The sequence below is a fragment of the Aquabacterium sp. TM01 genome (assembly GCF_057808345.1).
On the sequence record NZ_AP046529.1, the window covers coordinates 327,516 to 354,448 of the forward strand.

General features: G+C 67.0%; 24 protein-coding genes and 1 pseudogene. 13 read left to right on the forward strand and 12 right to left on the reverse strand.

What is annotated here, in order from left to right; genetic code table 11:
* The first annotated feature begins 6 nt into the window (after positions 1 to 6).
* Positions 7 to 441, forward strand: a complete 435-nt coding sequence (locus tag AC3WW4_RS01685; RefSeq protein WP_488826660.1) for a PACE efflux transporter — start codon at positions 7 to 9, stop codon at positions 439 to 441.
* Between the two features lie 166 nt (positions 442 to 607).
* Complete coding sequence (locus AC3WW4_RS01690; protein ID WP_488826661.1) at positions 608 to 976, forward strand: high-potential iron-sulfur protein; 369 nt, start codon at positions 608 to 610, stop codon at positions 974 to 976.
* A 102-nt stretch (positions 977 to 1,078) separates the two neighbouring features.
* Here AC3WW4_RS01690 and AC3WW4_RS01695 read toward each other — a convergent pair whose 3' ends face one another.
* The 3 genes from AC3WW4_RS01695 to AC3WW4_RS01705 all read right to left on the reverse strand — a co-directional run bounded on the left by AC3WW4_RS01695 (position 1,079) and on the right by AC3WW4_RS01705 (position 3,981).
* Positions 1,079 to 1,690: an MOSC domain-containing protein gene (locus AC3WW4_RS01695; RefSeq protein WP_488826663.1), complete on the reverse strand. Its 612-nt coding sequence runs from the start codon at positions 1,688 to 1,690 to the stop codon at positions 1,079 to 1,081.
* An 84-nt stretch (positions 1,691 to 1,774) separates the two neighbouring features.
* Positions 1,775 to 3,166, reverse strand: a complete 1,392-nt coding sequence (locus tag AC3WW4_RS01700) for a molybdenum ABC transporter ATP-binding protein (protein ID WP_488826664.1) — start codon at positions 3,164 to 3,166, stop codon at positions 1,775 to 1,777.
* A gap of 11 nt (positions 3,167 to 3,177) precedes the next feature.
* On the reverse strand, positions 3,178 to 3,981 hold the full coding sequence (locus AC3WW4_RS01705) for a hypothetical protein (protein ID WP_488826665.1): 804 nt from the start codon (positions 3,979 to 3,981) through the stop codon (positions 3,178 to 3,180).
* 322 nt (positions 3,982 to 4,303) lie between these two features.
* On the opposite strand from AC3WW4_RS01705, the gene AC3WW4_RS01710 reads away from it, so the two are divergent.
* Positions 4,304 to 6,160, forward strand: coding sequence for a phosphoenolpyruvate carboxykinase (GTP) (locus AC3WW4_RS01710; RefSeq protein ID WP_488826666.1), 1,857 nt, complete (start codon positions 4,304 to 4,306; stop codon positions 6,158 to 6,160).
* Between the two features lie 269 nt (positions 6,161 to 6,429).
* Positions 6,430 to 8,511 carry a neutral/alkaline non-lysosomal ceramidase N-terminal domain-containing protein gene (locus AC3WW4_RS01715; protein WP_488826667.1) on the forward strand — a complete coding sequence of 694 codons (2,082 nt, stop codon included), beginning with the start codon at positions 6,430 to 6,432 and terminating at the stop codon, positions 8,509 to 8,511.
* Between the two features lie 2 nt (positions 8,512 to 8,513).
* On the opposite strand, the gene AC3WW4_RS01720 is transcribed toward AC3WW4_RS01715, so the two are convergent.
* Positions 8,514 to 9,095, reverse strand: a complete 582-nt coding sequence (locus tag AC3WW4_RS01720) for a 5-formyltetrahydrofolate cyclo-ligase (protein WP_488826668.1) — start codon at positions 9,093 to 9,095, stop codon at positions 8,514 to 8,516.
* Between the two features lie 17 nt (positions 9,096 to 9,112).
* Here AC3WW4_RS01720 and AC3WW4_RS01725 point away from each other — a divergent pair, with 17 nt between their 5' ends.
* Positions 9,113 to 11,380: a lytic transglycosylase domain-containing protein gene (locus AC3WW4_RS01725; RefSeq protein ID WP_488826669.1), complete on the forward strand. Its 2,268-nt coding sequence runs from the start codon at positions 9,113 to 9,115 to the stop codon at positions 11,378 to 11,380.
* Positions 11,381 to 11,690: 310 nt separating this feature from the next.
* Here the strand turns inward: AC3WW4_RS01725 and AC3WW4_RS01730 are convergent.
* The 3 genes and pseudogenes from AC3WW4_RS01730 to AC3WW4_RS01740 all read right to left on the reverse strand — a co-directional run.
* A pseudogene (locus AC3WW4_RS01730) lies at positions 11,691 to 12,077 on the reverse strand (barstar family protein); the annotation flags it as partial.
* Between the two features lie 96 nt (positions 12,078 to 12,173).
* Positions 12,174 to 12,524 (reverse strand): guanyl-specific ribonuclease, encoded by a 351-nt coding sequence (locus AC3WW4_RS01735; protein WP_488829676.1) that lies wholly within the window; start codon positions 12,522 to 12,524, stop codon positions 12,174 to 12,176.
* A 259-nt stretch (positions 12,525 to 12,783) separates the two neighbouring features.
* Positions 12,784 to 15,078 carry an NADP-dependent malic enzyme gene (locus AC3WW4_RS01740; protein ID WP_488826670.1) on the reverse strand — a complete coding sequence of 765 codons (2,295 nt, stop codon included), beginning with the start codon at positions 15,076 to 15,078 and terminating at the stop codon, positions 12,784 to 12,786.
* 289 nt (positions 15,079 to 15,367) lie between these two features.
* On the opposite strand from AC3WW4_RS01740, the gene AC3WW4_RS01745 reads away from it, so the two are divergent.
* The 5 genes from AC3WW4_RS01745 to AC3WW4_RS01765 all read left to right on the forward strand — a co-directional run bounded on the left by AC3WW4_RS01745 (position 15,368) and on the right by AC3WW4_RS01765 (position 20,972).
* A complete protein-coding gene (locus AC3WW4_RS01745; protein ID WP_488826671.1) occupies positions 15,368 to 17,578 on the forward strand; it encodes an autotransporter outer membrane beta-barrel domain-containing protein in 2,211 nt (736 codons plus the stop codon).
* A gap of 70 nt (positions 17,579 to 17,648) precedes the next feature.
* Positions 17,649 to 18,779 (forward strand): hypothetical protein, encoded by a 1,131-nt coding sequence (locus AC3WW4_RS01750; protein WP_488826672.1) that lies wholly within the window; start codon positions 17,649 to 17,651, stop codon positions 18,777 to 18,779.
* Positions 18,780 to 18,831: 52 nt separating this feature from the next.
* A complete protein-coding gene (gene thiL / locus AC3WW4_RS01755) occupies positions 18,832 to 19,836 on the forward strand; it encodes a thiamine-phosphate kinase (protein ID WP_488829677.1) in 1,005 nt (334 codons plus the stop codon).
* On the forward strand, positions 19,833 to 20,408 hold the full coding sequence (locus AC3WW4_RS01760; RefSeq protein WP_488826673.1) for a phosphatidylglycerophosphatase A family protein: 576 nt from the start codon (positions 19,833 to 19,835) through the stop codon (positions 20,406 to 20,408). The genes thiL and AC3WW4_RS01760 overlap by 4 nt, the downstream gene beginning before the upstream one ends.
* 66 nt (positions 20,409 to 20,474) lie before the next feature.
* Positions 20,475 to 20,972 carry a CinA family protein gene (locus AC3WW4_RS01765; RefSeq protein ID WP_488826674.1) on the forward strand — a complete coding sequence of 166 codons (498 nt, stop codon included), beginning with the start codon at positions 20,475 to 20,477 and terminating at the stop codon, positions 20,970 to 20,972.
* Positions 20,973 to 21,057: 85 nt separating this feature from the next.
* Here AC3WW4_RS01765 and AC3WW4_RS01770 read toward each other — a convergent pair whose 3' ends face one another.
* The gene (locus AC3WW4_RS01770; protein WP_488826675.1) at positions 21,058 to 21,420 is read right to left on the reverse strand and encodes a phage holin family protein; all 363 of its coding nucleotides are present in this window, start codon (positions 21,418 to 21,420) and stop codon (positions 21,058 to 21,060) included.
* A gap of 74 nt (positions 21,421 to 21,494) precedes the next feature.
* Here AC3WW4_RS01770 and AC3WW4_RS01775 point away from each other — a divergent pair, with 74 nt between their 5' ends.
* Entirely contained in the window at positions 21,495 to 21,815 is a 321-nt protein-coding gene (locus tag AC3WW4_RS01775; RefSeq protein WP_488826676.1) for a hypothetical protein, read from the forward strand.
* A gap of 66 nt (positions 21,816 to 21,881) precedes the next feature.
* Here AC3WW4_RS01775 and AC3WW4_RS01780 read toward each other — a convergent pair whose 3' ends face one another.
* Positions 21,882 to 23,126 (reverse strand): MFS transporter, encoded by a 1,245-nt coding sequence (locus tag AC3WW4_RS01780; RefSeq protein ID WP_488826677.1) that lies wholly within the window; start codon positions 23,124 to 23,126, stop codon positions 21,882 to 21,884.
* An 89-nt stretch (positions 23,127 to 23,215) separates the two neighbouring features.
* Complete coding sequence (locus tag AC3WW4_RS01785; protein ID WP_488826678.1) at positions 23,216 to 23,431, reverse strand: cold-shock protein; 216 nt, start codon at positions 23,429 to 23,431, stop codon at positions 23,216 to 23,218.
* Between the two features lie 490 nt (positions 23,432 to 23,921).
* On the opposite strand from AC3WW4_RS01785, the gene infA reads away from it, so the two are divergent.
* Complete coding sequence (gene infA, locus AC3WW4_RS01790) at positions 23,922 to 24,176, forward strand: translation initiation factor IF-1 (protein WP_290731057.1); 255 nt, start codon at positions 23,922 to 23,924, stop codon at positions 24,174 to 24,176.
* A gap of 135 nt (positions 24,177 to 24,311) precedes the next feature.
* Here infA and AC3WW4_RS01795 read toward each other — a convergent pair whose 3' ends face one another.
* The gene (locus AC3WW4_RS01795) at positions 24,312 to 24,929 is read right to left on the reverse strand and encodes a ParA family protein (RefSeq protein ID WP_488826679.1); all 618 of its coding nucleotides are present in this window, start codon (positions 24,927 to 24,929) and stop codon (positions 24,312 to 24,314) included.
* Positions 24,930 to 25,026: 97 nt separating this feature from the next.
* On the opposite strand from AC3WW4_RS01795, the gene AC3WW4_RS01800 reads away from it, so the two are divergent.
* On the forward strand, positions 25,027 to 25,410 hold the full coding sequence (locus AC3WW4_RS01800) for a thioredoxin family protein (RefSeq protein ID WP_488826680.1): 384 nt from the start codon (positions 25,027 to 25,029) through the stop codon (positions 25,408 to 25,410).
* An 85-nt stretch (positions 25,411 to 25,495) separates the two neighbouring features.
* Here the strand turns inward: AC3WW4_RS01800 and AC3WW4_RS01805 are convergent, their stop codons facing one another.
* Positions 25,496 to 26,842 carry a condensation domain-containing protein gene (locus tag AC3WW4_RS01805; RefSeq protein WP_488826681.1) on the reverse strand — a complete coding sequence of 449 codons (1,347 nt, stop codon included), beginning with the start codon at positions 26,840 to 26,842 and terminating at the stop codon, positions 25,496 to 25,498.
* Positions 26,843 to 26,933 lie beyond the last annotated feature (91 nt).

A 26,933-nucleotide genomic window follows, 5' to 3' on the forward strand; every position in this document is an offset into this window, starting at 1 on the left:
TCAGGCATGACACCCCGAACCCGACGTGTGTTGCAGGCACTCTTGTATGAGGTGTTCGCCATCGCCTTGGTGGGACCCATTCTGAGCTTGGCGTTTGACCAGCCGCCGGCGTCCACGCTGGGCCTGGCCCTGTTCTTGTCGAGCATTGCCCTGGTGTGGAACTATGTGTTCAACGCGCTCTTCGAGCGCTGGGAATCACGGCAGGGGGTCAGGGGGCGATCGCTTGCGCGGCGCATCGCGCACGGCGCAGCCTTTGAAGGGGGCTTGGCCTTCCTCCTGGTGCCCGTCATGGCGCTGTGGCTGGACACCTCGCTGCTCACCGCCTTTCTGGCCAATCTGGGGCTGATGGCGTTCTTCTTCATCTACGCGATCGGCTTCACCTGGTCCTTCGACCGTATCTTCGGGCTGCCCGCTTCGGCGATGCGGCACGGCGAGGCCTAGGGGCGCTGTCCCCCTACGTGCACTTCTGGGCGCCATGTTCGCCGTAGGGGCGTTGTGGCGTGCTGCGCGGACGAGCGCGGGTTGTTAGCATGGGGTTCCTCGGTGCGACATCGGCCGTGCTGGCGCGCACCGCCCTCCAAGCGTGACGACAAGCGACGGAGAAACCATGATGACCAACGACCTTCCCTCGCGCAGAGGTGTGCTGCGCAGCGTGCTGGCGCTCGGATGCGGTGTGTGGGCGCCCGTCCTGCTGCCGGGATGTGACGCCAAGGACAGCGCGACCTCGAACAGTCCAACGGCGACACCGCCTGCCCCGCCCACCCCCAGTCCGGCTCCCTCCCCAGGGGGCAACGCGGGCGCCTCCGTGTATACCGCGAAAATGACGCAGGCCACGGTGCAGTATCAGTTTCAGCCCAAAGGCGAACAAAGGTGTGCGACGTGCATGCATTTCGTCCCGGCATCGAACACCTGCAAACTCGTCGAGGGCCAGATCAGCCCCGAGGGCTGGTGCATTCTGTGGGTGAAGGCCGCCTGAGTTTGGCCTTGGCCACCTGCGACGACTGTGCTGCTGCGCGGCATCTGGCCCTTGGTGCCCAGTTGCCCAAGCCGGCGAGCACCGCAGTGCGTCGTGTTGGCCTCAATCCGTGTGGCGCCGGTTCATCTTGGCGCGAAACAGCTCAAGGATGCTGACCTCGCGTGCGCCGGGGATCACCTCATACGTCTCCCCGGCCGCGATCGTGCCCGGCTGGATCACCGACAGGTAAAAGCCGCAGTAGCCCGACTGCGCCATCATCTTGGTGGCCTGTCTGAAACCCATGATGGCGTCGAACTTGAAGCAGGGGCGGCGCGGCTCGCTGATGGCCAGCACGCAGTCGGCGAACTTCAACTGGTCGCCCACGTAGGCATCGGCCTCCAGCAGGCCGGTGAGCGTGAGGTTTTCGCCCAGCATGCCGTGCGGCAGGGCGTCGCCCCACGCGTGCACGCCCGCCTGGGCGCGCACGGTCTGCCAAAACGCATAGTGTTCGTGCGGATAGGCGTAGACCGCTTTGCTCAGGCCTCCATGCACCGTCAGGTCGGCCTGCTCGTCGCCCGCCAGGCCCAGCCGCTGTACGGCGATGCGTTGGGGGGCGGCCGGCGTGCTGACCGCGCGCTTGCCGATGCCGCTGAGGATGCGGCGGCCCTCGATCTCAAGGGGGGTGGCCAAGGCGGTGTTGACCGACAGGATCTGGCGCGGCAGCAGCGTGGACATGATCGGGGTGCAATCAGGCAGGGTGGAACAGGGGGCAGGACCGCAGTATGCGCCCGTTCACCCTGGGGACCAGCTGCGTGCGGCTCAGTGCCAGGCCGACACCGTGGTCGCCATGGCCTTGAAACCCACCACACAGGGTTGGCCCGGCTGCCAGTCCATCTGTTGAATGGCCTTGCGGGTCAACAAGACCCACACGGCCGGCGGCGCCTGCTCGGCATCGCCGTGCAGGCCGAGCGCCTGGTCCAGCTCGATCCCGACAGCGCCGTAGGTGCCATGCTCACCCGCGAGCATCACCTGGGCGATGCGGCCATGCAGGCAGTTGAGGCTGCTGGTGTCGCTGGGGGGCTGGCGGTGCAGACTCAGGTCGCGGGCGCGCAGCTTCAGGCGCACCCGGCTGCCCACGGGGTGCAGCATGGCCGGCACGGTGATGCGCTGGCCACCCAGGTCCACCTCGCTGAGCAGCCAGTTCAGGTCATGGCGGCGCACCACGCCTTCGAGCACGCTGCCCGCATCGGTGCCTTCCAGAAAGGTCGACAAGGACACGTCCGACAGCACCTGGGCGGCCGGGCCCGCGCTGGCCATGCGGCCCTCGTGCAGCACCAGCACATCGTCGGCCAGGCGCACCACCTCGCTCATGCGGGGGCTGACCAGCACCATGGGGATGCGCCAGCGGCGGGGGATCTCGGCCAGCCGTTCCAACAACTCGTCGTGCTCGTGGGCGGGCACCTCGCCCAGCGGGTTGTCCAGCAGCAGGGCCTGGGGGCGGGACAGCAGGGCGCGGCCCAGGGCCACGCGCACCCGCTGAACGGCGGTGAGCTGCGCGGGGTGGCGGGGCAACAGGGTGGCCAGCTCCAGCCACGCCACGATCTGTGCGAAGTCGGGGGCGTCGGCAGGGACGGGGCCGCGAGGCAGGCCATAGCGCAGGTTGCCGCGCACGCTCAGGTGGGCGAACAGGTGGGCATGGGCGTCCAGCCAGACCAGGCGCCGCTGGTGCGCGGGCAGGCTGACGCGAGCGGCTCCGTCATACAGGGTGTCCTGCCCCAGCGCGATGCGCCCCCCTTTGGCCGGGATGAGGCCGGCGGCCGCCTGCAACAGGGCGCTCTGGGTGGCGGGCTCGCGGCCCACCAGGGCACAGACGCGGCCCGGGGGCACGCGAAACTGCGCGCGGATGTCCAGGCCCGGCTGCTGCAGACGCAGCTCCACGCTCAGGGCGCGGGTCGACGCGGAAGAGGGACGGGGCCTGGCGAGCCGGGGTGCGGGCAGGCGCATGGCCAGGGTCCACCAGCTGCGCCAGCGCGAGGCGCCCAGGGTGTGGGCCAGCGGTCGGCTCATGGGGGCGAGGGCCTGGCTGCGCTGCCCCATCCACAGCATCAGGGCCAGCACCGCCATCAGGCCGGCGGCCACGATGTTGCCGAGCAGGGGCAGGTCGAGCTGGCCGTCGGGCAGGGTGGGCAGCCAGGGCCAGGGAGGCAGCATGCTGTCCATCGTCATCCCTTGGGGCCTTGCCAGGCCGGGCGGCTGGCCTGGACCGCCTTTTGGGCCAGCGGCCACTGCAGCCAGCTCACCAGCAGTTTGGCGCCCGGGTGGCGCGAGCGGAATGCGCAGGCAATCTGGGCTTCCAGCATCAGGTTCGGGCCGCCCGCCAGCCAGATCTTGCGGGGTTCGCTCTGGGGCGGGGTGGCCTGCCACTGGGCCCGGGTCATGAGCCGGTAGCTGGGCAGGCGGGCCCCGGTCTGGACGCTGGCGGCGAGACTCAACAAGGCCCGCAGCTGACCACCGCTGAGCCGGTGGGCCAGGGTTTCCAGGGGGGAGTCGGTTTCCAGCGGGTGCCAACTGGCCACACCGGCCCGGCATGCGGCCAGCACCTGCTGCAGCGCACGGGGGGCATCGGTCTCGCCGCGGATGCCGGCCACGTCCTTTTCCGGCCCCAGCAGCAGCACGTCGGTGCGTGCCACCGTCTGGCGGTTGTAGATCAGGCCGTCCTTGTCCAACGCCTCGGCGCGCGGGTGCGACAGGAAGAGGCCCGCATCGATGCGGCCTTGCTCCAGGTCGCTGAGCACCTGGCGCGTGGCCATGGCCTCGAAGCGCGCCGTCCAGCCCAGGTCCTGGCGCATGGACGATTGCCAACGCCCCGTCAGCCCGGTGCTGATCAGCAGCGGGTCAGCGCCGATGCGCGGGCTGTTGGCGCGTGCGGGCACCCGTCCCTGAGCGTGGCCGACCGAGGGCGCCACCAGCAGGCTCAGGCCGGGCAGGGTCGTGGAAAAGAAGGTGCGACGGGCAGAGGCGGTCATGGTGGCGGCAGGCAGCGGAGCGGCGCCCCGAGGGGTGGCAACCGTGTCAGGATACAAAAAAAGCGGAACGCCCGGGCACGCTCTTCTCGGGGGGTAGGGGTCTGTCCTTGGTCAGGATCAAGGCCGGGGGGGTGTCAAAAGCGGGCGACTCGATTAAAATGGAAGGTTCCCGCTGCGTCTTCAGTGCGGTCATCCTGCCAGTTGGAGGGTGCACACCCGATGAAGGGGCCGCTCGCAGAGGCGGGGTGTCGAGAGCATTGTGAAAAGTTCAGAGATGGGCAGTGCTGTCGAGACCCTGTTTTTTAATTTTCTGGAGTGAGTCATGACTGCTGCAGTACAGGTGAATGCACCTGCCTACGTCAAAAATACCAAGCTGATCGCCTGGGTGGCCGAAATCGCCGCCCTGACCCAGCCCAAGGACATCGTCTGGTGTGACGGTTCGACCGAAGAGTACGACCGCCTGTGCGCCCAGCTCGTGGCTGCCGGTTCGTTCAAGAAGCTCAACCCTGAGCTGCGCCCCAACTCCTATCTGGCATGGACCCACCCGTCCGACGTGGCCCGCGTGGAAGACCGCACCTTCATCTGCGCCGACCGCAAGGAAGACGCCGGCCCCACCAACAACTGGTGTGAGCCCGCCGAGATGCGCGCCAAGCTGCAAACCGGTGAAGACGCCCTGTTCAAGGGTTCGATGAAGGGCCGCACGATGTACGTGATCCCCTTCTCGATGGGCCCGCTGGGCTCCAACATCGCCCACATCGGCGTCGAGCTGTCGGACAGCGCCTACGTGGCTGTCAACATGAAGCTCATGACCCGCATGGGCAAGGGCGTGATCGACGTGCTGGGCACCGAGGGCGAGTTCGTGCCCTGCGTCCACACCGTGGGCGCCCCGCTGGAAGCCGGTCAGCAAGACGTGGCCTGGCCTTGCAACCCCGACACCAAGTACATCGTCCACTACCCCACGACCCGCGAAATCTGGTCCTACGGCTCGGGCTACGGCGGCAACGCGCTGCTGGGCAAGAAGTGCTTCGCCCTGCGCATCGCCTCCACCATGGGCCGTGACCAGGGCTGGCTGGCCGAGCACATGCTGCTCTTGGGCGTGACCAACCCCGAAGGTCAGAAGTACCACGTCGCCGCCGCCTTCCCCTCGGCCTGTGGCAAGACCAACTTCTCGATGCTGATCCCGCCCGAGGGCTACCAGGGCTGGAAGGTCACCACCATCGGTGACGACATCGCCTGGATCAAGCCCGCGGCCGATGGCAAGCTGTACGCCATCAACCCCGAAGCCGGCTACTTCGGCGTCGCCCCCGGCACCAACACGCTGACCAACTTCAACTGCATGAAGTCGCTCGACCGCGACGTGATCTTCACGAACGTGGCCCTGACCGATGACGGCGACGTGTGGTGGGAGTCGATGACCGACGAGCTGCCCGCTCACCTGGTTGACTGGCAAGGCAACGACTGGACCCCGGCGATTGCGAAGGAAAAGGGCACCAAGGCCGCCCATCCGAACGCCCGCTTCACTGTGTCGGCCACCAACAACCCGGCGCTGGACCCCGAGTGGGACAACCCCGCTGGCGTGCCGATCGATGCCTTCATCTTCGGCGGCCGTCGCTCCACGACCGTGCCGCTGGTGACGGAAGCCCGTGACTGGACCGAAGGTGTCTACATGGCCGCCACCATGGGTTCGGAAACCACCGCCGCCGCCTTTGGCGCGCAAGGCGTGGTCCGCCGCGATCCGTTCGCCATGCTGCCCTTCATGGGCTACAACATGAGCGACTACTTCCAGCACTGGTTGAGCCTGGGCAACAAGCTGGCCGCCTCCGGCGCCCAACTGCCCAAGATCTACTGCGTGAACTGGTTCCGCAAGGGCGCCGACGGCAAGTTCGTCTGGCCAGGCTACAGCGAAAACATGCGCGTGCTGGAGTGGATGCTGGGTCGCCTGCAAGGCAAGGCCCACGGTGTGGAAAACGCCTTCGGCATCAGCCCCACCTACGAAGACATCAACTGGAAGGGCCTGAACTTCACCAAGGACCAGTTCCAGTCCGTCATCGGCATCGACACCGCCGCGTGGACGCAAGAGCTTCAACTGCACGACGAGCTGTTCACCCAGCTGGCCCACAACCTGCCGGCCGAAATGCCAGCGACCAAGGCCAAGCTGGCCCAGCGTCTGGCAGCCTGATCGGACGATCCTCCGCTCGCCACGTGGTGGCGAGCCTCCCGAAGCCCCGCCCTGCGGGGCTTTTTTTCGCCTGTTGCAGCGGGCTGGGTGGCGCGGGTCCTTCATGTCGTGGGGAGGCGTGGCGGCGGTTTGACGCCCTTTGACCCGGGATCGATCCGGAAAGGCTGGCAACGGCGGGGCGCACGTCGGCTTCGCGGGGTATGTCCTGATGTTGGTGGCGTGGCAACGCTTGAACATGGCGCACCTGTCCTTCCCCCGGAGCCGATGTCATGCGCCTCTTCCAGCCTGTTGTTCGTCGCCTGTGCGGCCCGCTGTCGGCGTGGGGCGTGGCCCTGATGGGGCTGGCGTTCACACCGGCCTGGGCCGGCGATTTTTTGGTCGGCACGGGGGTGTACGACATCACCGGTCCGGCGGCCGAAACCGGCATGTTCGGTTATGCCGCGCAGCAGGAGGTCAACGGCCTGCACCAGCGCCTGCGCGCTCGGGCCTTCATCATGCAGGGTGCCCAGGGCGGCCCGCGCGCGGTGTTCGTGAACGTCGACCTGGGCGCGGCCCACGAGTCGCTGAAGTTGGCGGTGATCCAGCGCCTGCAGGCCCGGTATGGCGCGCTCTACGGCCACGAGAACGTGATGATCTCGGCCACCCACACCCACGTGGGCAGTGGTGGGCACGCGCACCACACGCTCTACATCCTGGCGGCGGCCGACAAGAGCGGGGCTGGCTACGACCCCCAGAGCTTCGAGGCGGCGGTGGCTGGCATCGTTGCGGCGGTGGAGCGGGCGCATCGCAACCTGGCGCCCGGGCGCATCGAACTGGTGGAGGGCACGCTGCTGGGGGCCACGCGCAACCGTTCCTTGGCGGCGTTCCGCGCCCATCCGGATGCCGCCGGGCTGAGCCACGACACGAACAAGACCATGACGGTGCTCAAGTTCCGCAAGGACAACGGGCGCGAGGTTGGCATGCTGAACTGGTATGCCATCCACCCGACCAGCTTCAGCCTGAAGTTCACCCACATCAGCGGTGACAACAAGGGCTATGCCGCTCAGTTCTTCGAGCGACGCCAGGGCACCAACTACGCTGCGGCCGAAACCTTTGTGGCGGCCTTTGCCAATGCCGACGAGGGCGATGTGGTCCCCACCGATGGCAACGCGTACTCGGCGCCGGGCTACGAGGGATCGAGCGACGAGTACGCCAACGCCGAAGCCGCAGGCCAGCGTCAGCTCCACAAGGCCCTGGAGCTGTACGCCACCCCGGGTCGCGTCCTGCCCGGCGTCGTGGACGTGCGCCACCAGTGGGTGACGATGCCCGGCCTCGCTGTGGCCCCGGCCTACAGCCAGCCTGGCGGCGCGGTGCTGTGCACGGCCGCGCGCGGCGTCTCATTTGCGGCCGGCGGCGAAAACGGGCCGTCGAACATCCCGGGCATCACCGAAGGCATGACCACGGCTAACACCTCGGTGGGCACGGCCTTGCAGTCGTTTGCGTCCTCCCCTTTGGGCGGGCTGGTGCAGACGGTCTTCTACGGGATCGCCTCGGTCACCAGCGATCCGTGCCAGTCCCCCAAGCCGACGCTGCTGCCCAGCGGTGCCTTGGACTGGGTGCCGTCGGTGCTGCCTTTCCAGGTGATCCAGGTGGGCCCGCTGGCCATCGTCGGCGTGCCTTTCGAGCCCACCACGATGGTGGGCCAGCGACTGCGCGCCCAGGTGCGTCAGCAACTGGCGGCCAAGGGCGTGGACACGGTGGTGGTGGCGGGTTTGTCGAACAGCTATGCCGGTTACCTGACCACCCGCGAAGAGTTTGCGCTGCAGCACTACGAGGGCGCGTCCAACGAGTTCGGTCCGTGGGCGCTGGGCGCCGTGCAGCAGACCGTGGCCCAGTTGACGCAGGCCATGGTCAGCGGAACTGCGGTGGCGCCGGGTGTGCCGCCGCGCGACCGGACCTCGGCACTGCGCCTGACCCGCCCGGGCGTGGTCTTCGATGACAAGCCTTTGAAAGAGAGCTTTGGACAGGTCCTGCGCGACGTGTCGCCGGCCTACCAGCGCGGGCAGATCGTCCAGGCGAGTTTCCGCAGCGGGCACCCCAAGAACCACCTGAAGACCCAGGACAGCTTCCTGCGTGTCGAGCGCTGGCAGGACGGGCAGTGGGTGGCCGTGGCCCAGGACTGGGACTGGGAAACCAGCTACCAGTGGCGCCGCGAGGGGCTGGCCTATTCGGTGGTGGACGTGGTGTGGCGTATCCCTGTGGGCACGCCCGCGGGCCGCTATCGGCTGCGTCACGACGGGCATTGGAAGAGCGGCTGGACACGGGCGCTCACGCCGTACACGGGCCTGAGCGGCACGTTTCGCGTGGACTGAGCTCAGTCCGGCGTCCACACCTGCGCTTCGGTGACCACGGCCATCAGCGGCAGGTCATGCGCTTGCGGTGCCAGCTCGGCTGCGCTCAGGCGTGCCTGCTCCCAGGCCACGCCGATCACGGTCACACCGGGGTGGGCGGCCAGGTAGCGGTCGAAATAGCCGCCGCCATAGCCCAGGCGGTAGCCTTCGGGCGTGAAGCCCACGCAGGGCACCAGCACCACATCGGGCACCACCGGTTTGCCGGTCGGACTGGGCAGGCCGCATTCGTCCACCGTGCTCAGCTCTCCGCCATCCCAGGGGCGAAAGTGCATGGCCACCGGCTCTCGTTGGGCAAATGGCAGGGCCAGGCGGCAATCCCACTGCGCCTGGGCGCGCAAGGCCAGCGTCCTTGGGTTAAATTCCCCCTTCATGGGCCAGTACACGCCCAGGCCATCGGGCTCCAGCTGGGCGAGCACGTCCAGCAAGCGCTGTGCCAGTTGCGTCTGGGCGGCTTCGCCGGCCGGTGTGGCGCACCAGGCTTGATGCGCGGCCAGCAGGCGGCGGCGCAGCGCCGGGCGATCGGGAGTCGGGTCGGGTGAGGTCATCACAGAAGGTCATTCCATTGAAATTCACACACAAGTATGCGGCCCCCGCCGCCCGGATGCTGGCGGCGATGGCCCTGGCCTGGGGCGCCCTGGCCTCTGCCGCCCTCGCCCAGCCCACGGACGCCGGCCTGGACAACACCGCCATCGTCGCCGCGCGTGAGGCGTGGCGCACCCGCGATGCGGTGGCGCTGCTGTCCGCCCGCGACCAACTGATCCGCACCCAGCACCCCCTGGCGCCCTGGGCCGACTACTGGGCGCTGATGCTGCGCCTGCCCACCATCAGCGTGGCCGAGGTGGACGCCTTCCTGGCCCGCTGGCCGGACAGCTATGTGGCCGACCGGGGCCGCAACGACTGGTTGCTGGAGCTGGGGCGCCGCCAGGACTGGGAAACCTTCCTGCGCATCCAGCCGCAGTTCCGCATGGCCGATGACCGCGAGGTGGCCTGCCTGGGGCTGTGGGCGCGTTACCAGATGAGCCCGACCACGCAGCCGCCAGCCGCCTGGCGCGCCCAGGCCCAGCAGGCCTGGTGGGACCAGAAAGACGCGGACCAGGGCTGTGACCGCATGGCCAGTGGCCTGCTCAAAGCCGGGGTGCTCACGCCCGACGACGTCTGGCGCAAGCTGCGCCTGGTGGTCGAGACCAACAAGCCCAAGGCGGTGCAGCAATCCGCCCGCCACCTGGGCGACGCTGTGGCCCAGGTGGCCGCGCGCCTGATGACCGCGCCGCAGGCGGTGCTGCAGCCGGGCGCCTTGTCGGGCCCCATTGCCTCGGTCGACACAGAGGCATCCGGGACCCCGGGCGCCTCGATCGGCCCCTCACCGACGGCCAAGGCCGCGAAGAAGCCCACCAGCCTCTTGCGCAAGAAGGCGGGGCCCAAGCCCACGCTGGCCGCCATCCCTCTGAGCATTCCGCCCGAGTCCGAGGGCCCGCTGAACCTGTTGGCCTTCATTCGCTGGGCGAGCGTGGACCACGCCGCTGCCGCGACGGCCATCGCTGACTCGGCCACGCGGGCGCGCTGGCAATGGCGCGCCGAAGAGGCGGCCTGGGCCTGGTCGCAGCTGGGCCGCACCGCCGCGTGGCGCCTGCTGCCTGAGGCGCCCGGCTACTACGCCCGTGCCTGGACCGACCTGGGCATCGCGGCAGGGGCTGGCGAGCTCTCTCCCGGAGCGTCTGCCTGGTCGGACGAGACCTTGGGCTGGATGGTGCGCAGCGCCATCCGCGCCGCCACCGCGGGCGAGTCCTCACGCTGGGTCCTCGTCGAGCAAGCTGTGTCGGCCATGCCCCCCGAGCAGCGTCGCGACCCCGCCTGGTTGTACTGGCAGGCGCGGGCGTTGCAAGCCCGGGCCGTGTCATCGGCGCCGCAAGCGAGCGCCTTGCGTCAGCAGGCGCGTGAGTTGCTGATCCAGGTGGCCGACCCGCTGACCTTCTACGGCCAGCTGGCCGCCGAAGCGCTGCAGGGGCGGCCGCCGGCAGCGCCGCTGGCTCCGGCGCCACTCAGCGAGGCCGAGCTGGCGCGCGCCGAGGCGGAGCCGGGCATCGACCGTGCCTTGCGCCTGCTGGCGCTGGGTTGGCGCTCGGACGCCGTGCGGGAGTGGAACTTCACCCTGGCCCGCACCAAGCCGGGCGGCCTGAGCGACCGCGAGTTGCTGGCTGTGGCCGAGGTGGCCTGCCGCCGAGAAATCTGGGACCGCTGCATCAACACCAGCGAGCGCACCCGCCAGGTGGTGCACCTGGCTCAGCGCTACCCCACGCCCTTCCATGACGAGGTGCTGGCCGCCGCGGCCGAAGTGGGGTTGGACCCGGCCTACATGTACGGCCTGATCCGCCAGGAGTCCCGATTCATCGTCGCGGCCCGCTCGTCGGTGGGGGCCTCGGGCCTGATGCAGGTGATGCCGGCCACGGCCGCCTGGACAGCCCGCAAGCTCGACATCCCCTACAGCCCGGAGTTGCTCACCGAGCGCACGACCAACCTGCGCATCGGTGCGGGTTACCTCAAGCTGGTGCTGGACGATTTCCAGGGCACGCAGGCCATGGCCGCTGCTGCCTACAACGCCGGGCCCAGCCGGCCGCGCCGTTGGCGCGAGGGCAGCACGGTCGAGGCCGCGGCCTGGGCCGAGAACGTGCCGTTTGCCGAAACCCGCGACTACGTCAAGAAGGTGCTGGCCAACGCCACCGTCTACGCCCATGTGCTGAACGGGCAGCCGCTGTCCCTCAAGCGGCGCCTGGGCGAGACCATCGGCCCTCGGGTGGCCTCGGCGCCGGGAATGTCGCCAGATCTGCCCTGATCGGCCGCGTCGGCGGCTGAGCTGCCCAAAGCAAAGGGCCCCATCCGTGAGGAGGGGCCCTTTGTCATGAGAGCGTGCCGCTGGCGCGAGACCTGTTGGCCACCGTCTTGGCGGTGACCCGCTTACCCGTTCGTGATCAGGCCGCGCTCAACAGAGCGGCGGTGTCGAACACGCTGCTCATCGGCGGCAGGTTCATCACGATGGTCGGCGTGGCGTTCTTGGAGACCTTCACGGGCTTCACGTTGGGGTCGTTTTGCGCCACGTCGGCCTTGTCCCAGTTGCTGGCCGATTCCTTGCCGGAGACGGCCATGGAATAGAACACGCGGAAGGGGATCTTGCGCTCGCTCCAGAAGTCGGCGGCGTCACGGAAGGCGTCGAGCAGCTGTTCACGGGTTTCGCGATCGCAAGCCGTGTCGCCGGGGATGAGTTCGAGCACGACGACGAAGCCGGGCTGCGGGCCCGACTTGTGGACGAGGTCGGTCATGCAGTCGTACAGGGCGTCCAGGTTCTTGCCAAAGTGATCCGGGAACAGGAAGTCGCGAGCAATGATGTCCAGCACGTCCTGTTTGTCCTGAGCGGCGCTCAGGTTGGTGTACAGAAAGTGATGGCCAACCGCGTGGGCTGCCTGTTGCAGTTCTTCCGGGCGAAAGGCGCGGATGGCTTGAACGATGTTGGGTCGAACGGATTGCAACAACATGATCGCTTGGGGCCTTCAGCGCCAGGAGCAAGGCTCAAGGGGCCGGGAGGCAAAGTTGAGGGTCAAAGAAAAAAGAGCGGAGGGTGACCGGGTGGGTCAGTGCCGGGGGTCGATGCGTTGGAAGCTGTTGTAGTGATCCCCGGTATAGAAACAAGTTTCAGGTTGACGCATTTCTTTACCACCACAGACGATGCGCCGCGCGCCGCGGTCGCGTGCACCTGGGGTGGGCACGGTGTATTCACGGTAGTGGCCGCGCGGCTGGCGGGGCAGATGGCGTTCGCGGTTGCCGAACACCGCGCCGTCCTTGGCGTAGCGAAAGGGGCCGCCAGCCAGAATGCGTTGGTGTACAGCTTGCGCTTGAACCGGCAGGCTCGACAAGGGCACCACCGCTTCAACGGCGATCGCGTCGGTTGGGGCGGAGCGTCGCGCCTGGGCCTCCAGGGGCATCCAGTGGGCGGCGACACCCAGTACCAGTCCAGCCAGGAAAGCCGCAGACCGCGATGTCAGCCGGGCGGGGCCTGACAGCCGGGTCGTGAAGGGTTTTGCACTCAGCACAACAGCTCTACGTGAAAGACCCCATGCTATCGAAAACCCCCCAAAAGCTCAAGGCCCCGGGCCCCTGAAAAGCGGGCAACCGGGGCCTTTTGACGGGGGGTTGACAGCCTGTGCTATAAGCCCAAGCTGTTTTTCACGTCATGGCGCGGGCTCAGCGCGTGGCGTTGGCGTCGGCCACCGTCATGGCGGTCATGTTGACGATGCGGCGCACGGTGGCCGACGGCGTGAGGATGCACACCGGCTTGGCCGCACCCAGCAAGACCGGGCCCAACGCGATGTTGTTACCGGCTGCAACCTTGAGCAGGTTGTAGGCGATGTTGGCCGCGTCCACGTTCGGGCACACCAGCAGGTTGGCCTCCCCGCTCAGGGTGCTGCGTGGCATCAGCTTTTGGCGATAGTCCTCGTCCAGTGCCGTGTCGCCGTGCATCTCGCCGTCGATCTCCAGCCAGGGGGCCTGCTGCTGGATCAGCGCCAGGGCCTGGCGCATCTTCACCGCCGAGGGCTCGTTGCTCGAGCCGAAGTTCGAGTGCGACAGCAACGCCGCCTTCGGACGCTGGCCGAAACGCATCATCTCCTCGGCCGCCATCACCGTGATCTCGGCCAGTTGCTCGGCCGTGGGGTCGTAGTTGATGTGCGTGTCCAGGATGTTGACGGTGCGGCCCGGCAGGATCAGGCCGGTCATCGCCGCGTAGGTCTTGACGCCCTCGCGCTTGCCGATCACCTGGTCGATGTAGTACAGGTGCATGCTGGTCTGGCCCCAGGTGCCGCAGATCAGGCCATCGACCTCACCCTTGTGCAGCAGCATCGAGCTGATCAGCGTCAGGCGGCGGCGCATCTCGATCTTGGCCATCTGCGCGGTCACGCCCTTGCGCTCGGTCAGGCGGTGGTAGGTCTGCCAGTACTCGCGGTAGCGCGGGTCGTTCTCGACGCTGACGGCGTCGTAGTCCACGCCGGCCTTCATGCGCAGGCCGAACTGCTCAATGCGCTGGGCAATGATCTCGGGGCGCCCGACCAGGGTCGGTCGGGCAATGTTCTCGTCCACCACAATCTGGGCGGCGCGCAGCACGCCTTCGTTCTCGCCCTCGGCATAGGCAATGCGCTTGGCCTTGGCGCGCTTGGCCACGCTGAAGATCGGCTTCATGATGGTGCCCGAGGCGTAGACGAAGCTCTGCAGCTTTTCGCCATAGGCCACGAAGTCGGTCACCGGGCGCGAGGCCACGCCGGATTCCGCGGCAGCCTTGGCCACGGCCGGCGCGATCTTCATCATCAGGCGCGGATCGAAAGGCTTCGGAATCAGGTATTCCGGACCGAAGCTCAGCGACTCGCCCGAGTAGGCCGCCGCCACCACGTCGCTCTGCTCGGCGCGCGCCAGCTCGGCGATGGCCCGCACCGCGGCAATTTCCATCTCATCGGTGATGGTCGTCGCGCCCGAGTCCAGGGCGCCGCGGAAGATGTAGGGGAAGCACAGGACGTTGTTGACCTGGTTGGGGTAGTCCGAGCGCCCAGTGGCCATGATGGCGTCATCGCGCACGGCCTTCACGTCTTCGGGGGTGATTTCCGGATTCGGGTTGGCCAGGGCAAAGATGATCGGGTTGGGGGCCATCTTGGCCACCATGTCCTGCTTGAGCACGCCGCCAGCGGACAGGCCCAGGAAGATGTCGGCACCCTCGATCACCTCGGAGAGCTTGCGCAGATCGGTCTTCTGGGCGAAGAAGGCCTTGTCCTCGTCCATCAACTCGGTGCGGCCTTCGTAGACCACGCCTGCCAGGTCGGTGACCCAGATGTTTTCACGCGGGAAGCCCAGCTTGACCAGCAGGCCCAGGCAGGCCAGCGCAGCGGCGCCTGCGCCCGAGGCGACCAGTTTGACCTGTTTGATGTCCTTGCCGGCCACCTGCAGGCCATTGAGCATGGCGGCGCCCACGACGATGGCAGTGCCATGTTGGTCGTCGTGGAAGACCGGGATCTTCATGCGTTCGCGCAGCTTGCGCTCGATGTAGAAGCAGTCCGGCGCCTTGATGTCTTCGAGGTTGATACCGCCGAAGGTGGGCTCCAGCGAGGCGATGATCTCGACCAGCTTTTCCGGGTCCTTCTCGTCGATTTCGATGTCGAACACATCGATGTCGGAGAACTTCTTGAACAGGACGGCCTTGCCTTCCATCACCGGCTTGGCGGCCAGCGGACCGATGTCGCCCAGACCCAGCACGGCGGTGCCGTTGGTGATCACCGCGACCAGGTTGCCGCGTGAGGTGTACTTGAAGGCCGTCGCCGGGTTCTCGACGATTTCTTCGCAGGGCGCTGCGACGCCGGGCGAGTAGGCCAGCGCCAGGTCGCGCTGGTTGGTGAGTTGCTTGGTGGCGCTGATGGCGAGTTTGCCGGGGGTAGGGAACTCGTGGTACTCCAGCGCTGCCTTTTTGAGTTCAGCGCGTTTTTGCTCAGGGGTCGTCATGTTTTGGTTCACCTTGAAAGGCCGGCGGATGTGTCGGCAGTCTCACATTTTAGGAACATCCCGAGGATGTGGTGTGGAGCTGGGGTAGACAAGTGGCGGCTTATCAGAGGCGGAGGGCGCTGCACATCCCCCCTAAGAGGTGTCGAGTGCGTGAGAAGGTGCATGTAAACCTATGTAAAGGTGGGTGTATAAATTGAAACATTAGCTCGCACTGGGGGATTCGGACGATCCGTTTGAGCCTTGGCCGGGTATTCAGCGCCGAAGGGCGCCTTATTAGGGAGAGAAGTTGATGACAAGCATGAGCGTTTGGGCGCGCAGTCGCACCGCCCTGTCGATGGCGGCCTTGTTGGCCTTGGCCGCCTGTGGTGGTGGCGGTGGTGGTTCCAGCAGCAGTGGCGGCGGCGCGCCGTCCACGGTGTCTGTGGCGGGTGTGGCGTCCAAGGGCTTGCTGCGCAATGCGGTGGTGACGGCCTACGCGGTGATCAATGGCGCCAAGGGCGCTGCCCTGGGCAGCACCACGACCGATGCCAACGGTCGCTACACCCTGACGGGTCTGCTTTCTGGCGCTTTGGTGCTGCTGGAAGTGACGCCCAAAGCAGATGGTTCGACCACGATGCTCGATGAAGCAACGGATGTGGTCGTGACCCTGCCGGGTAACAGTGATTTCAAATTGCGCACGGCCGTCAAACTTGAAGGATCTGAAACCAGTGCGCAGATCACGCCTTTCACCCATATGGCGGTGGCGTTGGCCGAGCGCAATGGTGGTTTGATCCCTGACGTGGTGGCAGCGTCCAATAACACCGTGGCGACCTTTGCCGGCATGCCGATTCTGACCGCAGCGCCATCGTTTGTCCAAGATGGGGGCGAGACCGTGGCCGCTAATGCTGCTGCGGTGACGCTGGCGGCAGTGTCGGAGCTGGCCAAGTCTGGCGTGGGTTCGTGTACAGGCACTGGGGCCAATCCGACCCCTGCAGCGGTTTTGACCAGTGTGTCGTGCGTGACCGCCTATTTGGCGAGCCAAGGCACGTCGTCCCAGGGCGTGACCGATTCACTCAATACGGCATTGACGGCCGCCAAGGCGGATGCATCAACGACGGTCAACACTGCGGCGATTTTGCCTGTTGCGCTGGTCACCTACGTTGCGACGGGCACGCAAACGGCCATCCAGGAAGCCAAAGCCTTGATCAGCAGCGTACGTGCCACTGCAACAGCCCTGTCGAATCAAGGCGATGCCACCTCGCTGGCGAGTCGCATCAAGGCGATCGAAGACGCCAGCTATGGCGTTGCCGAGCCTTTGGACGGTGGGACGATGTCGGTGCTGACGGCCATCTCCGAAGCCATCACGGCTTACCAAGACGGAGCAACTGCTGCGTTTCCACTCAACGTTGGTGCGGGGTATGACAACGGCTACGGGCAACTGGCCTCTGGTTGTAAGTACTTCACCGACGCCACTTTTGCGACGCCTGCAGGGGGGCGCACGATCCACCTTGGCTGTCGCGTGCTTCAACGCGTGGGGTACGCCCAAATTTCCCAAGTTTGGCAGCCGTTCGCGGTTTATCACCGCATCGGCCTGACCGAGGGTGTGAACGGCCAATTCACCATCAAGTCGATCCTGGCACGCGCCCCGATCGTTGCCGCACCGGCAACCCCGCCCGAATACGGTACGGAAACCCCGTTGAGCGGCGCCAAGGTCTTGGCGGTCAATTCTGGGGCTGCGCTGTCGGTGACGGGTGACCTTGCCCCCGGCTATGAGTTCATCTATGGCGGCTCGGGTGACGAGGTCGTGGCCCTGGGAACACATCAGCAGGTGTCGATTGCGCTGAGCGAAACGACTGGCGCGACGTCTACGCTTTACAACCTCAATGGCGATGTCAGGGTTTACAACAACACCAACATTCAGTCGCGCATCAGCCTCGCCCAGGGCAGCTACATTGAGGAAGCGCTTGTTGTTGGGCCGACTCAGCCGATCAAGGTCAACCTGATTCTGGAGGCGCAGCTCGAGAGCGGCTACAAGATTGGCGGCACTTTGGTGTTGACGAATTTTGATCAGGCGACAGCCCGGCCAAAAAATGGCACGCTGACTGGCTACCTGACCGACATGGGGGGTATCGCCAAGCTGTTTGATGGCAACCTTACTCTCGTCATGCCGACCGTTACGGGTCTGGACTGGGATGCGACGCTGATTGGCTCTTTGGTGACCACCGGCACCAACACGCTGACGATCAACCTCACGGCCAAGCAATCGGCCACGGTCGCAGGTGATTTCACTGTGGCAGGGCGCTATACACAGGGAAGCAACACCTTCTTGGTGAACTTGGTGCGTAGCGATATGACACCAGCCAACGATCGTTTGTCCTTGGAAACCCCAAATGGGATTGGTTTCGTGGTCACTCCCACAGACACCTCGGTGGACGTCAAGAAGGGCGCAACGCTGCTGGGCGTCTACGACAGGGCTTCGAGTCGTCTGGTGTACAACGACCAGACGTATGAGCAGTTCTGATTCCGCTTGGATCTGAAACGCTTGCCCCCCTCACGGGGGGCTTTTTTTTGGCTTTTTCTTTCATCCCGTCATGGCGAGATTTCAAGTTGCTTTTCCAGTGCTGATGGCCTGCGCGTCGCTGTGGGGTGCTGCGGCGCTCGCGCAGGATGCATCCCCACTCGCAGGTTGGGGCGCCTATGCCGATGCCTCGGCGGAGGCCTGGTCCAACGGCACGCCCGTGCTGGATCTGGATGGCCGATGGGCCAAGGGCTATGAGCGACGCGAGGGTGAGCAACGCGCTTACGTGACTGCGCGTGCCGAGGCCGGTGTGCAGCTGCCTTGGGGACGACAAGCGGATGGGAGCGCCTGGCGTGTGGGCGCTGTGGCGCGCGTCGATGGCAGTGCCCGTCTGTCAGGCCAGGGTGCGCAAGCTTTGTATCACTATCAGAGCCACACCGACCCCGATGCGCCGGTGACCTTGGATGCCAGCTCCGACATCTTGTATTGGACCGGTCAAGGGGTGGCGGTTCATGCTCCCTTGATGGACTGGGGCGGTTTCAAGCTGGACGTCTCGTTCGACCAACTGGGCTTGCAGCGCCTGCGTTCCTTACGCAGTGCCGGGCAGGTGACTTACAACGCGAACGATACGTACAGCTACGCTGGCACCCTGCGAGACGATCACTCCAAGACCCATGCACTGTTCACGAAGCCGCCAAAGGCGGAGGGCGTGGGTCAGGCCTTGTCTGTCGGATTGGCGTGGGACAAGGCCGCTAACGATGCCGGGATGTCGCCCTGGGTACCCGATCGGGTGAGCCTGCGGGTTGATGACCTGTGGTCGCGCCTGCGATGGCATGGCATCAATGGCGATGACGCCGTCCTGCGCAGCGAGGTGGCCAATCTGGGTGACGCACGCATCACAGGGCGGTACACCCTTCGCACCCTGGTCGAGCGGATTCCTGTGTCCACCCAGGTGCGGGCGGAGTGGCTGCGGCCGGAAGGGCTGTGGTCCGTGAGGGTCAAGAACCGCGTCGGGCTTTGGCAAGGTTGGCTGGGGTGGCAGAGTCCCGGCGCGCTTGGCTGGCGTGTGGCCGTGGAGCCGTTCGCCGGTGCCTTGCAACTCGGGGTCGATTGGAAAGGGCTGAGTGCTTCCGTCGTGACCGACCGACTGGACAACGGTGCACACGCCCGTGGCGGGCAGTTGTCGTGGGCAGGGTCTTTCTGACCGCCTGAAGCCTGACGGCGGGGCTGTCTTCCCCGACAATGCACCCATGAGCCTGGGTGAATTTGATCTGATCGAAACCTTCTTCTGGCGCCGACCGGGCCAGGGCCCGCACCGCGCGGTGGTGGGCAATGGCGACGACTGCGCGGTGATCGCACCGGCGCCGGGGATGCAACTGGCCGTGTCCACCGACACGCTGGTCGAGGGGCGCCACTTTCTGTCCACGGTCAGCCCGGCCCGCCTGGGTCACAAGGCGCTGGCCGTCAACCTGTCCGATCTGGCCGCCTGTGGCGCCGCGCCGCTGGCCTTCACGCTGGCCCTGACCTTGCCCCGCGTGGACGAGGCCTGGTTGAAAGGTTTCGCCAAAGGCCTGCTGGACCTGGCCGACGAACACGACTGCGAGCTGATCGGTGGCGACACCACGGCCGGTCCCTTGGCCATCGGCATCACCGTGATGGGCGAGGTGCCCGCCGGTCAGGCCTTGCTGCGCAGTGGCGCCCAGGTGGGCGACGACCTGTGGGTGAGTGGCTTTCCGGGCGAGGCGCGTCTGGCGCTGGAGGCCTTTCGCGGCAGCCTGCATCCGGGTTTGGGCACCGACGCGTTCGAGGCCACCCGCCTAGCCATGGAGCGCCCCGATCCGCGCGTGGCGCTGGGCGTGGGCCTGCGCGGCCTGGCCACCTCGGCCATCGACGTGTCTGACGGGCTGTTGGGCGACCTGGGCCATGTGCTGCGGCGCAGCCGGGTGGGCGCTTCGCTGTGTCTGGATGACTTGCCCGTCAGCCCCTGGCTGGCCACGCGGTCGCCCGATGAACGGCTGAATTGCATCCTCGCCGGCGGCGACGACTACGAACTGCTCTTCACCGCCCCGCACGGGCAGCGTGAACGCGTGGCGCAACTGGGCGCCGAGCTGGGCCTGGTGCTCAGTCGCATGGGTCAGATCGACGCCGAGCCGGGCTTGCGCCTGTGGCGCGGTCCCCTTGAGGCTGGTGGCGACCGTGCCACGCGCCAGGCCGTGCCCAACCGCTGGAGCTCGTTCGACCACTTCAAGGGGGGCGCATGAGCATGAGCGAGGCACCGCGTCGGCCCACGGTGGGCATCTTGCTCAGCCGTCCGGCTCACTTCATCGCGCTGGGCGCCGGCAGCGGACTCAGCCCCATCGCGCCCGGTACGGTCGGCACGCTGTGGGCCTGGCTCAGCTTTGTCGCCCTGCAGATGGCACTGAGCGGCCTGCCGCACGCCGACCTGATCTGGGCCGTCATCCTGCTGATCGGCTGGCCGCTGGGTTGCTGGGCCTGCACGCGTACCGCGCAGCACTTGCGCATCAGCGATCCGGGTGCCATCGTGTGGGACGAGATCTGGGCCTTCTGGCTGATGCTGTGGCTGATCGGCCCGGTGGGCTGGCTGGGCCAGCTGGGGGCGTTCGTGGCCTTCCGGTTTTTCGATGCGGCCAAGCCCGGGCCGGTAGCCTGGGCCGATGCCTTGTTCAAGGCCGTGCCGGGCCAGCCCATTGGTTGGCGTCAGGGCCTGGGCATCATGTTCGACGACTTGGTGGCGGCCGCTTGCGCCTTGCTCGTGCTCGCCCTGGGCGTGGCGGTGCGAGACCGTGGGGTGTTGGCGACCCTGTTCGCGTGACGCGAGGTGGGTGTGCGGTGATGTGTGCTGTGGTGAGCGGCCGGTGGGCCTGGAAAGGATGCAGCGATGAGCGAGAGCTTGAACGTGTCGAGTGAGGTGCTGGCCCTGGCTGAGCGCCTGAAGGCCCACCACTGGCGACTGGCCACGGCCGAGTCCTGCACTGGTGGTCTGATCGCCGCGAGCTGTACTGCACTGAGCGGCTCCAGCGACTGGTTCGAGCGCGGCTTCGTGACCTACAGCAACGAGGCCAAGACCGAGATGCTGGGGGTGGACGCGGCCTTGATCGCCCAGCATGGCGCGGTCAGCGAGGCGGTGGCGCGGGCGATGGCCGAGGGGGCCTTGGCGCACTCGCGTGCCGACATTGCGGTGGCGGTGACCGGGGTGGCCGGTCCCACAGGGGGTTCGGCCGAGAAGCCGGTGGGCACGGTGTGGCTGGCCTGGGCGTTGCGCCGGGGCATCGTGCACACCGAGTTGCTGCACCTGCCGGGCGACCGCGCGGCGGTGCGTGCCGCGACCGTGGCGCATGCCCTGGCCGGGGTGCGCCTGCGGGCCACGCCCCTCTGAGCACGGCGCTGACGCGCCGTGCGGATGCCCCTGGGCCGGGTGGATGCCACGGTGACGGTGCCGCCAAGCCCCGAGGCGGCAAGCGTCAACCCAGCGGCGGACGCCCCAACATGCGCTGCAGTGCCGTGTCGATGACCAGGCCGAACAGACTGTAGAGGACGGAGCCCAGCAGGGCCTGCCAGAACCCGGTCACGTGAAAGCCGTCCAGCAGGCCGGAGGCCATCTGGAAGGTCAGCGCGTTGATCACGAACAGGAACAGGCCCAGCGTCAGCAGCGTGACGGGCAGGGTCAGCAGGATCAGCAGCGGGCGCACAAAGGCGTTGAGCAAGCCGATGACCAGGGCGGCCCACATGGCCGCGCCGAAGCTGTCGACCTGCACGCCCAGATCCCACTGCGTGAGCAGTACGAGGGCGCAGGCCAGCAGGAGCCAGCGAATCAGGAGTGTCATGTTGACAAGCATAGCCCAGCTGCCTGGACTATATTGAGGCGCGCCCATTTCGGCGCGGAGAAGGCGAGGGTGAGATGTCAGGGGAACAGGTTCTGGCCGTGCTGGTGGCGCTCGTGTGCGCCTTGATGTTGGGGCGTTTGCTTCTGCCGGTGTCGCGTCGTACCCATCTGGATCAGACTCTGCGGCGACAGTGGGTGCTCACTTCTGCTGCGATGAGGCGCCTGTTCCGAGGGCGGGCAGCGCGCCAGGCCGAAGCTGCACAGGCCGAGCAGGCCCGTCAGGCCACGGCGGCGGCGATTGAGCGAGCGCGACGCGCCAGCCGGGCGGCCGAGGTCGTGCGCGAGGGCAATGTCTACAAGCCTGAGGCGTTTCAAAAGCCTCGCAAGCCGCATTGAGTTTGGCGGTCACCCGTGCCCAGATGGGGCCGCCCTGGGTGGTGCGGTCCCGCCGAGCCGCTCGGCTCAGGCTCGTGCGGCGACGCGCTGACCCACGATGGCCGCGGAGGCCACGCCTAGGGCCAGCGTGAGTGCGGCGCCCGCGAACACGGCAGCGGGCATGCGGTGGTCCATCATCAGGCCAAAAGCCGGGGCGGCCAAGGCCAGGCCGGTGTCCAGGCCCGCGTAGACCGTGCCGTAGACGCGGCCCGTGGCGCCGGGCGGCGCGGCGCGCTTGATCAGCATGTCGCGCGAAGGGTTGGCCAGGCCCGTGCCGAAACCGGCCAGCACCACGCTGAGCGCCGCCAGCCAAGGCGGCAACTGCCCCGAGGCACTCAGCAGCAGCATGCACACCGACACCCCGATGGACACGCCGATGGTGCGCTCCAGCCGGGCCACGCGGTTGACCAGGAAGCCGCCGATGAACATGCCCACGGCACCGCACAGCATGTAGCCGGTCACGACGAAGGCTGTCGTGGTGTCTTTGAGACCGTACATCAGGTTGAGTGCGGGGCTGGCAAAGCTCTGGATGGCGCCCAGGGCGGCGGCGGTCCACAGGAAGAAGGAGAAACACAGCCACACGGCCGGCAGTTTCAGGAAGGCCAGCGCGTGCTCGGCCGAGCCGCTGGCCGCCTGCGCCTGCACTTGGGCGCGGTGGGTGGCATGGTGGTCGTCCAGGTCCGCACGGCGCCACAGCATCAGCGCCAGCACGCTCGCACCCAGCAAGGCGGCGCACAGCGCGGCGATGCGCCAGTTGCCCGTCAGCGTGGTCAGCCCGATCAGGAAGACCGGCGCCAGGCCCCAGCCCAGGTTGCCGCTGAGCCCGTGCGCCGAGAAAGCATGCCCCAGGCGCGGGGTGGACACGCGGCGGTTGAGGATGGTGAAGTTGGCCGGGTGCATGGGCGCGTTGCCCAACCCGGCCAGCGCGGCGGCCAGCATCAGGCCCGCGTAGCCCTGCGCGGTGGCGGTGGCCAGCGAGGCCGCCACGTAGCAGACCATCGCGCCGTACAGCACCGGGCGGGCGCCGTGGCGATCGACCACGAAACCGGCCAGGGCCTGTCCCACCCCGGAGATCACGAAGAACACCGTCAGCAGCAGGCCGAGCTCTGCATAGCTGAAGCCGAACTCCCGGATGAACACCGGGAACAGCGGCGGCAGCAGCATGTGGTGGAAGTGGGAGGTGCAGTGACCCAGGCCGATCAGGCCGATGGTGCGGATGTCCTGGCGGGCCGAATGGGGGGCGTGCTCAGGGGAGGTGGCAAAGGACGACATCCGGGGACTGTGCCACACGGACAAAACACGGACGAAAAAAAACGCGGCCGAAGCCGCGTTTGTCCGAGCGTGAAACTCAGCCGACTGGATTACAGCGGGCGGATGTTCGACGCTTGCAGGCCCTTCTGGCCTTGGGTGATGTCGAATTCAACGCGTTGGTTTTCTTGCAGGGTCTTGAAGCCCGAAGAACGGATTTCGCTGAAGTGGGCGAACAGGTCATTGCCGCCGTTGTCTTGAGCGATGAAGCCGAAGCCCTTGCCTTCGTTGAACCACTTGACGGTGCCGGTTTGGTTGGTGGTGGACATGGAATTTCCTTAATTAACAAGTGATGGATAAACGCCCACAGCCACATGCTGGGACGTTGCAGAGACACGCAAGAAGATCACTTGGGTGGAAATTCGAACCAACCTGCCGGGAGGCAGGGGACAAACAACAGACCTCAGTAACGACGGTCTTGGTATACCTACAAAGACGAAAGATACACGGTTTTGAGCGTCGTGTCTTTTTTATTTTCAAGGCCGCACAGAAACGTGGTGAGCAGGCCGCCGTGGCATCGTTCACACGTCTGATGGACAGGCGTGGTATTATGGTCAGTTGCCTATTCGGCTACAAGGTCTTGCCATGACAGGCCTTGCGCAGTGACTGCGATCGGATGGCAGAGCTTTCAACACCCAGGACGCAGCGCCCCAGAGCGCGACCGATCATGGTCTTTGTCCCGGGCAGGCGCCCCACCTGTGCCCCCTGTGTGTACGGGCGGCCGCCACATCACCGTCAAGACCTATTGGAGATCGGCCCATGGCCAAGGAAGAACTGATTGAAATGAACGGCGTCGTGAACGAAGTCCTGCCGGACTCGCGTTTCCGCGTCACGCTCGAAAACGGGCACCAGCTGATTGCCTACACCTCCGGCAAGATGAAGAAGCACCACATCCGCATCCTGGCGGGTGACAAGGTGTCGCTGGAGCTGTCGCCTTACGACCTGACCAAGGGTCGCATCACCTTCCGTCACATCGAGCGCACCGGCTACACGCCGCCTCCCCGCCGCCACTGATGTGCCTGACCGGGGTCGCGCGCCGCTGCCGACTCCGGATGCGAACCTGGTTCGCGCCCCGTTGACTGCCTTGAGATGGCCCGGATCCTCGTTGGAGGCGCCGGGCTTTGGTGCGTCCGTGTGGCTCGCGCCCGCTCAGCGGGCCAGCCAGTCGAGGATAGGGCGCCACTGCGCCAGATCCCTATCGACTTTGTGCGGCGGCACGTCCCACAGGCTCAGGCCGTGCGCGGCCAGATGGGTGTAGTTCTGCGTGTCGCGCAGCTGCGCCAGCCACGGGATGTCGAGTGAGCGCAGAAAGGTCTGCAGGTGCTCGGCCGCCTTGGTGTGGTCCTTGACGCGGTTGGCCACCACGCCCAGTTTCACCTTCTCGGAGCGCTTGTGCCGGTGCAGCTCGCTCAGGAAGTCCTGCGTGGCGTAGATGTCGAACACGCTGGCCTGCAGTGGCACGATGATGTGGTCGGCCAGCTTCATGACCGCTTGCAGGCGTTTGCCGTGCAGGCCCGCCGGGGTGTCGAGCACGACGTGGGTGGTGCCCTTCGGGGGGCGCACGATGTCGTCGCGGTCCAGGTCCCAGCTCTGGATGGCCGGCAGCGTGTCGGGGCGTAGCTGCAGCCACAGGCGCGATGACTGCTGGCGATCGATGTCGCCCAGCATGACGCTGTGCCCCTGGCGGGCGAAGTAGCCCGCGATGTTGCTCGACAGCGTGGACTTGCCGACGCCGCCCTTGGGGTTGGCCACCACGATCACCGGCATGGTTGGGGCTCCTGGGTCCGGGGTTGAAGGGGTTCGATTATGGCGGCGGATGCCCGTCAGAGTGTGACAGCGCCGGGTTTGAGACAATCGGGCCACCATGCTTGATTCGCCCTCCCTCGATATCGTCTGTCTGTGCGCCGACTGGTGCGGCACCTGCCGTGAGTACGCGCAGGTGTTCGAGGCCTTGCAGCAGGCGCTGCCGGCCCACCGTTACCGCTGGATCGACATCGAGGACGAGGCCGACGCGCTGGGTGACATCGACATCGAGACCTTTCCGACGCTGCTGGTGGCCCAGGCCGGGCGGGTGCTGTTTGCCGGCCCGGTGCTGCCGCGCCTGGGCGATGCGCAGCGCTTGGTCGAGGTGCAGACCGAGGTGGTGCAGCGCCAGGCCTGGCCTGCGCTCGGCAGTCTGGGCTTGCCGGCGGATCAGCAGGCGGCCTACACGCAACTGGCGCAGGCGTTGCACGCGGCGCGCGGCTGACGGCCATCCCCGCTGCGGCGGGAGGGGGCGGGCGCGCAAAGCCGGGGGGGCCGAGAGGGCGTGGGCGTTGTCGTCACGCGGAAGTTCAAGCGGGTGCGTTTGATGCCTGCACGCTGGCGAACTGCTGGTCGAGCCGGGTGAGAAAGTCCACCACGGCGTCGTCGTCCACCTCGTCGCACTGGCGGATGATGGTGAGGAACTGCCGGCCGTTGAGGCTGAGCACGCCCAGCAGCAGCGCGGTGCTGACGGTGGCCGGCCACAGCGCTTGCAAGCGCACGCCGGCGTCTTTCGGGTTGATGAATTCGGCGCTGCCCAGGTTGCTGAGGTGGCAGCTGAGCGCCGGCAGGGTGCCGCGCGCCTTGCTGGCCGCAATCAGCTGGCGGTAGCGTGTGCGCCCGATGAAGGGCAACCATTCGTAGAGCGTCAGGGGCAGGGCGTGGTCGCGCCGCTCGTAGCGGGCGAGGTGCTGCTGGATCTGGCGTTCGATGTCGGCGATCTGGGCGGCCAGGGTGGGCTGGTGGTGCGCCCTCACCGTGAAGGACGAGACGTAGTTGCCAAAGGTGGGGGCTTGGCCCTCGGGGTAGTAGCGGCGCAGGTCGACCGAGATGCGCAAGGCGGCCACGGCCTGGGCGTTGCCCGTGTGTGGCGCCAGGAAGGTGTTGGCGACCAGCGCCGTCATCAGCGTGTTCTGTGTGCTGTTGTGGGCGCGGGCGAACTGCTTCATGGCGTCGGCCGGGCAGGGCAGCTCGTGGTAACGGATGGCCGAGGTGGTGAAGCGCGGGCTGCGGTGCGCAGCCAGGGTGATGACCTGCTGGCCCCGGGCCGCGCGGGCATCGGCCCGGCTTTGGCGCCAGCCCCGCCTGATGGCAGCGGGCCATTGCCACAGGTGCGCGGGCGTGACGGCGGCGTGCATGGAGGGCGAGTCCAATGGGCTGGCGGCGATGGCCTGGCCGTTGAGGCGGCCCAGGATGGCGCACAGCAGCTGGACCATGGAGCGGCCGTCGCCCACGATGTGGTGCACCACGAAAAGCAGGCCGGGTTGGCTGGGGTGGGGCAGGAAGCGGGCGCGCCAGGGCAGGCCGCGCTCCAGCGACAGGGGCTCGTTCAGGCGGGCGCTGTGCCAGGCCTGCAGCGCATCGCGGTCGTCGAGGTTCACGCCGGGTTCGACGCGGTAGGCGTCGTCGAACAGCTGGTCCACCACGCGGTCGTCGGGCAGGATGCGCATGCGGTCCCGCCAGGGGCCGGGCTCGATCACGCTGCGCAGCCGGGGAAAGGCGGTGGTGAGTTCGCGCAAGGTCTGGCGCACCTGGGCTTCGTCGACGGGGCCGCTCAGGCGCAGCACATAGGGCTGGTTGATGGGGCCGAGGTGGCCCTCACCGGCCCAGTACAGGTGCTCGGATCGGTTCAGAGGGATCAGGTCGGGGGAGCGCACGGGACAGCAGGCTTCGCGAGGGACGGTGTGCCGACTGTAGGAGGGCGATGCGCGCTGCTGGCTGGGGGCTTACCAGTGAGGCGGCCCCCGA